This window comes from Flavobacterium sp. ACAM 123, assembly GCF_000264055.1.
In the GTDB taxonomy this organism is placed as follows: domain Bacteria; phylum Bacteroidota; class Bacteroidia; order Flavobacteriales; family Flavobacteriaceae; genus Flavobacterium.
The window spans coordinates 45,226-54,140 of the sequence record NZ_AJXL01000012.1 but is presented as its reverse complement, the minus strand read 5'-3'; the positions used below and the strand labels follow the sequence as shown (position 1 = coordinate 54,140).

Below are 8,915 nucleotides of genomic sequence, written 5' to 3'. Positions count from 1 at the left end.
CCCTTAAAAAGGGAAGTTTTTTTTGGGAAACTGTGTAAATATTTTTTCAACATAAATAATAACTTAAAATGATCAATCTAAATTTGAAACAAATCAATCAGTCTATTGTCAAATCTATGATTTGTACAAAATCCATGATGTGTGTTCGTTTCAGGTAATCCAAAAGTATAAGTTTACAATACAACTTAAACCCCTTTTGGATATGTATCTAAAAGGGTTTTTCATTTGATATAAAATAATAAAATCAAAAAACTAAAATTATGAGTACTCAAAAATTCGCAACAAATGCTTTACATGCTGGACATGATGTTACTAAAACTGCTGGAACAAGAGCAGTGCCTATTTATCAAACTAGTTCCTATGTTTTCAATAACTCAGAGCATGCGTCAAATTTATTTAGCCTTTCTGAACCAGGATTTATTTATACCCGGTTAAATAATCCAACAAATGATATTCTGGAACAACGTTTGGCAGCACTTGAAGGCGGAATTGCTGCTGTAGTAACCGCATCTGGAACCGCAGCAATTGCTACAACTTTATTAGTTTTATTAAAAACAGGTGATCATATTGTAGCTTCTAGCAGTTTATATGGAGGGACTTATAATTTACTGAATGTGACTTTACCACGATTAGGAATTACCACTTCGTTTGTTGATTCGTCTGACGTTTCTAATTTTGCGAAAGCGGTAAAAGAAAACACAAAGGTCTTTTTTGCAGAGAGTTTAGGAAATCCAAAATTAGACGTGCTAGATCTGAAATCCATTTCGGCGGAGGCCAAGAAACTGAAAGTTCCTTTTATAGTTGACAATACAGTTGCATCACCATATTTACTGAACCCAATTGAATACGGTGCTAATATTGTGATTCATTCGTTGACGAAATATATCGCAGGAAATGGAACTTCGTTAGGAGGTGTCATCGTTGATGGAGGAAATTTTGATTGGAGCAGTGGAAAATTCCCTGAGTTTACAGAGCCATCAGCAGGCTACCATGGATTAGTTTATCACGAAGCGCTGGGGAATGCCGCTTTTATTGCTAAAGTTAGAATCGAAGGGTTAAGAGATTATGGAGCCGCCTTAAGTCCATTTAATGCTTTTCAGATTATTCAAGGGTTAGAGACATTACCAATTCGTGTCCAGAAACACAGTGAAAATGGGTTGGCTTTAGCCGAGTGGTTAGAAGCGCAAGATCAGGTGGCATGGGTGAATTATCCCGGTTTGAAATCGAGCAAGTATTATGATTTAGCGAAAGAATATTTGCCAAAAGGACAAAACGGAATTATCACTTTTGGACTAAAGGGAGGTTTTGAGGCGGCTAAGACTGTTGCCGATGAAACGAAAATATTTTCGCTTTTGGCTAATATAGGAGACACAAAATCATTGATTATTCATCCGGCGAGTACAACACATCAACAATTATCAGTTGAACAGCAAGCTGCTACAGGAGTTACTAAAGATTTAATAAGACTGTCTGTTGGAATTGAGGACATTGAAGACTTGAAAGCCGATTTACACGCGGTATTTGAAAAACTACAATAACAAACAAATTGAATATAAGGAGACGGAGTTTAATTTGTGAAAAACAAGCTGTAGTAGCAAAGTGTTTAAATAACAACTAAAAATTTATATCGTGAGCACATCAAAATATTTTACGAAAACAATTCAGTTTCTAGCAGATTTAAAAAATATAAATAGTAATAAATACGTGATCGAAAATGAATTGACTGATCTACGGTTTTTAATAACACCTAAATGTGATTTGGCAAAAGCAGAAGTGTCAAAATCATTGCTTTTTCTAATGTATTCAAAAGAAAATGACATGCTTTTCATTTAAAGTTATTCAAAATAGCTTCTTACACGCAAGGAATTGTTGAATTGTTTGATTCAGCGATTTCTTGCGTTTTTTTGTTAAATATATTTTCCGCTAATAATCAGAATAGTAAAAGTTTGGTTGTTATAGAAATATGTGGTTAATTTGCAATAATAAGTTCGCATACGTATTGAAATGTTATAAAGAAAGGACGAGGGATTAGACCCAATGAAGCCTTAGCAACCCTTCGATTTATCGAAGAAGGTGCTGCATTCTACCACGCCAAACGTGGGAAGATAACAACAAGAATAAAACCAGTTTAAGTCTAGTTTTTTCTTTCTAATATTTCCAGATACAAGTCAAAAATCATAAAAGATTTGAAATTGGAAAATAAACCAACAGTTATTACCCTACAAGATTTCACCACACATAATGGTGCTTTTTATGCGACCCTAAACCTAAGTTTTCAGGTTTTTGGTGCGCCTTTGCATACAGCCCCAATTATTTTAATCAATCACGCCTTGACCGGAAACTCGCAAGTAATTGGTGAATCTGGATGGTGGAATGATATCGTGGGAGTAGACAAAACCATTGATACTAGAAAATATACAATTGTTTCTTTTGATGTGCCTGGGAATGGCTTTAATTCTGCTACCATTGAAAATTATAGAGATTTTATAGCAAGAGATATCGCAAGAATTTTTATTAAAGGGCTACGTGTCTTAAAGGTTGATGCTTTATTTGCTCTTATCGGTGGTTCCGTTGGTGGGGGAATTGCTTGGGAAATTTTGGCCTTGGAGCCTAAACTAACTCAAAATTTTATTCCTATTGCTACAGATTGGAAAGCGACTGACTGGTTGATTGCTAATTGTTATTTGCAGGAGCAAATTCTTAATAATTCTAAAAGGCCTATTGAAGATGCTCGCGTCCACGCCATGTTGTGCTATAGAACGCCAGAGTCTTTCAAGGTGAAATTTAATAGAGATGTCAATGTACAATTAGAAACCTTCCAAGTGGAGAGTTGGTTGAATTACCATGGAGAAAAATTAGAAAAAAGGTTCCAACTTTCAGCTTATAAAATGATGAACCAACTTTTAAAAACGATTGATATTACTCGGAATCAAGAGTCTTTAGAATCAGTTATCTCAAAGGTGGACGCCAATATATACATTATAGGAATCAATTCGGATTTATTTTTTACTGCAAAGGAGAATAGAGAAACCTACAACGAGATTAGAAAATTTAAAAATAATGTATTCTACAGTGAGATTGACTCACAGCACGGGCACGATGCCTTTTTGATTGAATACGAACAATTAGACAATTTATTAGAAGTTGTTTTTAAAAATAAAAAGCATATGAAAATAGTAAAATTTGGTGGTAAATCTTTGGCAAACGGGTATGGTATCAATAAAGTTTTGGATATTATTGAGGATAAAATAAAGCAAGAAGAAAAAATTGCTATCGTAGTTTCGGCAAGAGGGAAAGCAACAGATGAGTTGGACGATATTCTTACTATTGCAGCCAAAAACGGAAATTATAAACCGCTTTTAGAAAGTTTTAAAGCCTATCAAAAAGGAGGTTTCGATGCGGTTAATTTTTCGACAGAATTTGATAAATTAGATAAGCTTTTTGAAGGCGTTAGCTTGATTGGGGATTATAGTGTGAAGATCCAAGATCAAATTTTAGCACAAGGCGAAGTACTTTCGGCTAAATTATTAGTGTTTTTATTGAATCAAAAAGGCATTCCTGCAAAATTAGCAGATACCAGAGAACTACTTATTACCGATTCTAATTTTGGTGATGCACAACCATTAGACGCTATTTCTAAAAAGAATATTATTCAAATTTTTAATGAGAATAAAGATTCTGTTCTGGTGATTACTGGTTTTATTGGTTCTAATGATAAACACGAAACCACAACTTTAGGTAGAAACGGAAGTAATTATACCGCATCATTGGTGGCTAATTATATCAATGCCGAAGAATTACAAAATTTCACTCATGTAGATGGAATTTATACTGCTAATCCGGAATTGGTTTTAGATGCTAAAAAGATTGAATCTTTGTCTTATAGCGAAGCGAATGAAATGGCTAATTTTGGAGCAACGATACTAAATGCTAAAACAATTATTCCACTTTTAGAAAAGAATATTCCACTTCGAATTCTGAATACGTTCAACCATCAAAATAATGGGACATTAATTACATCAAATTCTAATGCATCAGGTATAAAAACATTGTCGGTTTTAGAAAACGTATCGTTAGTGAATCTAGAAGGAAGAGGATTACTTGGTAAAACAGGGGTTGATGCCAGAATTTTCAGGGTGATGGGAGATAATGATATTAGCGTAAGCATTATATCACAAGGGTCTTCAGAAAGAGGAATTGGACTTGTAGTTGCTTCTGAGAAGGCGACAAAAGCAATGATCGAATTAGAAAAGGAATTTGAAAATGATTTCTATTCTAAGGATGTCACTAAGATTACAGTTGTAGACAATGTATCTGTGATTTCGATTATTGGTCAGGATTTGAGTACGTTTCATAAGCCTTATACGGCTTTGATAAAAAATAAAATTATTCCTATTCTTTTCAACAACACAGTAACGGGTCAAAATGTAAGTTTAGTTGTCAAAAAATCAGAACTAAATAAAGCCTTAAATGTTATTCACGGGGAGATCTTTGGTGTAGCCAAGAAAATAAATATTGCCATTTTTGGACATGGATTAGTAGGAGGTACTTTGATCAATCAAATACTAGAGTCGGCTGCTGCAATTGAAAAACGAAAAGATATTAAACTCAATGTTTTTGCTATTGCCAATTCTAAAAAAGTCCTGCTTAATAAAAATGGAATTAATTCGAACTGGAAAAAAGAGTTAGAAACAGATGGAGTTGTTTACACATTAAATGATATTATCGACTATGCAACGGAACATCATTTAGAGAATTTGATTGCCATAGATAATACGGCATCATCCACTTTTGTAGAAAATTACATTCCGCTTGTTGACAGTAGTTTTGATTTAATTTCGTCCAATAAAGTGGCTAACACCTTGAGTTATGGTTTTTATAAAGAACTAAGAAATGTTTTAGAAAAAAATCAAAAGAATTATTTATACGAAACCAATGTAGGTGCAGGATTACCATTGATTGATACGATTAAATTACTACATCTTTCTGGTGAGAATATCACCAAAATTAAAGGAGTTTTCTCAGGGACATTGAGTTATTTATTTAATAATTTTTCGTCTAAAGATGTTCCGTTTAGCGAAATATTAAAAGAAGCAATTGATAGTGGATTCACAGAGCCGGATCCAAGAGAAGATTTATGTGGGAATGACGTGGGTAGAAAATTATTGATTTTAGCTAGAGAGTTGGATTTGCAAAATGAATTTGATGAAATAGACATTGAGAATTTAATTCCAGAACATTTACGAGAAGGAAGTGCTGCTGACTTCTTGACTAAATTAAAGGAATTTGATCCTATTTATGATAAAATAAAAAGCGAGCAAAAACCAAATCACGTGTTGCGTTACATTGGGGAGTTGTCAGGAGACTTGCAACATGACAAAGGAATTTTAGAAGTAAAATTAGTTTCCGTACCTTTGGACACTGCTTTAGGTGGGTTGAAAGGTTCTGATTCTTTCTTCGAAATATACACAGAATCGTATGGTGATAGACCTATTGTTATACAAGGAGCCGGAGCCGGATCTGCAGTTACTGCTAGAGGCGTTTTTGGAGATATTTTGAGACTGTCTGATAAGGGATAGAAAAGTGTTCAGTTGCAGAGTATTCAGAAAAATAAATAAAAAATCAGTTGTAATCGTTTTTAAATCCGCGTCATTCGCGTTCAAAAAAAAAGTGAGCAACATTCAAAAAATATAATATGAAAATTACATTAAACAGAGTAAATGAGAACTTCCACTTTGAATTAAAAAACGAACGTGGACATATGGTAAACGTAGACAGCCGCCCTGAATTTGGCGGAGATGACAAAGGAGCAAGTCCTATGGAATTGGTCTTAATGGGTGTCGCAGCTTGTAGTGCGATAGACATGATTGGGATATTAAAAAAGCAACGACAGGAAATCACGTCTTTTAAGGCTGAGGTAGAAGGCGAACGAGTACAAGTAGGAGAAGCCCAACCTTTTAAAGATATTCATGTGGTATTTTATTTAGAAGGAGAAATTAAAGAAGATAAAGCGGCAAAAGCAGCTCAACTTTCTTTTGAAAAGTATTGTTCGGTTTCTAAAACATTAGAGCCAACAGCAACAATACATTACAAAGTAGTTTTAAATGGTGTTGAATTAGCTAAGATTTAATTCATACAGGTTTATAAATTATTTTAAAAGTTAATAATAAACACAAAAATATTTTGTGATTCTCTGAGTTTCCTTTGTGAATCTCTGCGAAACACTTTTTTAAAACAAAAAATAATGAACGAAGAAGAATTTGGTTTTGAAACCGAAGCCATCCGCACCCAATTAGAACGCACCCAATATTTAGAGCACTCAGTACCATTATACTTAACCTCTAGTTTCGTATTTGAAGATGCTGAAGACATGCGCGCTTCATTTGCCGAAGAGAAAGATAGAAATATTTATAGCCGTTACAGCAACCCGAATACGAACGAGTTTGTGGAAAAAGTGTGCAAGATGGAAGGAGCCACTGCTGGTTTTGCCTTTGCTTCTGGAATGGCTGCGGTATATTCAACTATGGCTGCTTTATTAAATTCTGGCGATCACATTGTATCTTCCAGTAGTGTTTTTGGAGCAACACATTCCTTGTTTATTAATTATTTTCCAAAATGGAATATACAAACTTCCTATTTTGATATTAACAAGCCAGAAACGATTGAAAGTTTCATTACACCGCATACAAAAATTCTTTTTGCTGAATCGCCAACGAATCCTGCGGTAGATATTATAGATTTGGAATTATTAGGCAAGATTGCTAAAAAGCACAATCTGATTTTAATAATCGACAACTGTTTTGCAACTCCTTATTTACAGCAACCTATAAAATGGGGAGCGCATTTGGTGGTGCATTCTGCTACAAAGCTAATGGACGGTCAAGGACGAGTTTTAGGAGGAGTAACCGTTGGAGATCTTGAATTGATTAAAAAAATATATCTATTCTCCCGACTTACGGGACCTTCTTTATCGCCGTTTAATGCTTGGGTTTTATCAAAAAGTTTAGAGACCTTAGCAATTCGTTTAGATAGACATTGCGAAAATGCGTTGAAAGTCGCTGAGTTTTTAGAACAGCATCCAAAGGTTAATCGCGTAAAATATCCGTTCTTAAAATCGCATCCACAATATGAAATTGCCCAAAAACAAATGAAAGCGGGTGGTAACGTTGTCGCTTTTGAAATAAAAGGCGGAATTGAAGCAGGACGTAGCTTTTTAGATAAAATAAAACTATGCTCGCTATCGCCAAATTTAGGAGACACCAGAACAATAGTTACACATCCCGCTTCTACTACACATAGTAAGTTATCTGTTGAGGAAAGATTAGCGGTAAGTATTACGGATGGATTAGTGCGTGTTTCTGTAGGTTTAGAAACGGTAAAAGATGTCATCGCCGATTTAGAGCAGGCTTTGGGTTAGATTTTAGATTTGTGATTAACGATTTTTGATTGTAGATTTGGTGTTGGTACTAAAAATTGTGAAAGTAAAAAATACTATAGTGATTTTTTAAAAAAACTTAAATCGGTACTCCTCATTCAATAATCAAAAATCGTTACAAATGCTTTCAAAGAAAACAAAATACGGAATAAAGGCATTGACATTTTTGGCGCGCCAAGAAAATCAAATACCAGTTGCGATTGCTGATATTGCAAAAAGCGAAAATATTTCGGTTAAGTTTTTAGAAAGTATTTTATTGCTATTGCGTCATTCTGGTTTTTTGGGTGCCAAAAAAGGAAAAGGCGGAGGCTATTACTTAATTAAAGATCCTAAAGAAATCAATATGGCTCACGTCTATCGTATTCTAGAAGGACCTGTAGCGTTATTACCCTGTGCCAGTCATAATTTCTATGAAAAATGTGCAGATTGTACGGATGAAACCAGTTGTGCTGTTCGTAAATTAATGACTGAAGTACGCGATAATACTTTGATCATACTTGAAAATAATTCATTAGCCGACATAGCTTTTTAAGCGATTTGTTCTAAATTATTCATATAATAAAAGACCGTTTCATTTGTTTATCAAATGTAAGGTCATTTTGTTATTTCTAAAAAACCAATTTGTATCCCACGAAAAATAGCATGATCGCAATGGCATTTCTAAGGATTAAATCAGGAACTTTTCCACTCAACATACTTCCAATATAAATTCCAGGAAGAGATCCTATTAATAATTGTCCCAGTAGGCCCAAATCTAAATTTCCCATTGAAGCATGTCCTAAACCAGCTACTAGGGTTAATGGTACAGCGTGAGCAATCTCCGTTCCAACTAATCGTGGAGTTGCCAAAAGAGGGTAGAGAAAAAATAACGTAACCGTGCCTAAAGCACCTGCACCTATCGAAGTAAGGGTCACCGTTGCTCCCAGCAATACACCAATAGCTAAAGTTAATACATTTCGAGTTTTACTTTCACCGTGAAATTTGTCGCCAGCATGTTTTTGAGAAAGATTTAATAGTTTCTTTTTAAACAAAACGGCTATCGATGTTAATAGTAGCGCCCAACCCAAACTGTATTTTATGATTGAATTTAAAGCGGTAATATCTGTTTTTATGCTGTGTAGTATCCATAAGGTCAGTAGCGCCGCTGGGACACTGCCCAAAGAAAGCCAACCCGTGATCGTCCAGTTAATATTCTTTTTTTTATGATGAACAAAGACACCGCCCATTTTAGTAAAAGCAGCATACAATAAGTCTGTTCCAACAGCAGTTGTTGGTGGAATGCCAAACCACAATAGAATGGGAGTCATTAAGGAACCGCCTCCTACGCCTGTGATGCCTACGATGAAACCAACAGTTAAACCCGCAATTACCAATCCTATTTGGAAATCCATAAAAGTAAATTTTCGACAAAAATAATAACTAATTTACAATTATCCTATAGGAATGGTAGACTATGTAAGATATTTTGGAAAAAGTGAAT

Annotated in this window: 7 protein-coding genes and 1 riboswitch; of the genes, 6 read left to right on the top strand and 1 reads right to left on the bottom strand. The window is 34.6% G+C overall.

The features are described 5' to 3' along the window. Positions 1-260: 260 nt before the first annotated feature. From A3SG_RS0103645 to A3SG_RS0103620, 6 genes are all read left to right on the top strand, one after another. On the top strand, positions 261-1,538 hold the full coding sequence (locus tag A3SG_RS0103645; protein ID WP_016988650.1) for an O-acetylhomoserine aminocarboxypropyltransferase/cysteine synthase family protein: 1,278 nt from the start codon (positions 261-263) through the stop codon (positions 1,536-1,538). A 91-nt stretch (positions 1,539-1,629) separates the two neighbouring features. After that, positions 1,630-1,833, top strand: coding sequence for a hypothetical protein (locus A3SG_RS21500; RefSeq protein ID WP_157485293.1), 204 nt, complete (start codon positions 1,630-1,632; stop codon positions 1,831-1,833). Between the two features lie 171 nt (positions 1,834-2,004). Beyond that, positions 2,005-2,112: riboswitch (SAM riboswitch) on the top strand. Between the two features lie 80 nt (positions 2,113-2,192). Next, positions 2,193-5,579, top strand: coding sequence for a bifunctional aspartate kinase/homoserine dehydrogenase I (gene thrA / locus A3SG_RS0103635; protein ID WP_016988648.1), 3,387 nt, complete (start codon positions 2,193-2,195; stop codon positions 5,577-5,579). A gap of 116 nt (positions 5,580-5,695) precedes the next feature. Then, positions 5,696-6,130: an OsmC family protein gene (locus A3SG_RS0103630; protein WP_029596589.1), complete on the top strand. Its 435-nt coding sequence runs from the start codon at positions 5,696-5,698 to the stop codon at positions 6,128-6,130. A gap of 114 nt (positions 6,131-6,244) precedes the next feature. Further along, positions 6,245-7,417, top strand: a complete 1,173-nt coding sequence (locus A3SG_RS0103625) for a trans-sulfuration enzyme family protein (protein WP_016988646.1) — start codon at positions 6,245-6,247, stop codon at positions 7,415-7,417. Between the two features lie 139 nt (positions 7,418-7,556). Next, positions 7,557-7,967, top strand: coding sequence for an RrF2 family transcriptional regulator (locus A3SG_RS0103620; protein ID WP_016988645.1), 411 nt, complete (start codon positions 7,557-7,559; stop codon positions 7,965-7,967). Positions 7,968-8,043: 76 nt separating this feature from the next. Here the strand turns inward: A3SG_RS0103620 and A3SG_RS0103615 are convergent, their stop codons facing one another. Continuing rightward, positions 8,044-8,826, bottom strand: coding sequence for a sulfite exporter TauE/SafE family protein (locus tag A3SG_RS0103615; RefSeq protein ID WP_016988644.1), 783 nt, complete (start codon positions 8,824-8,826; stop codon positions 8,044-8,046). Between the last annotated feature and the right edge of the window lie 89 nt (positions 8,827-8,915).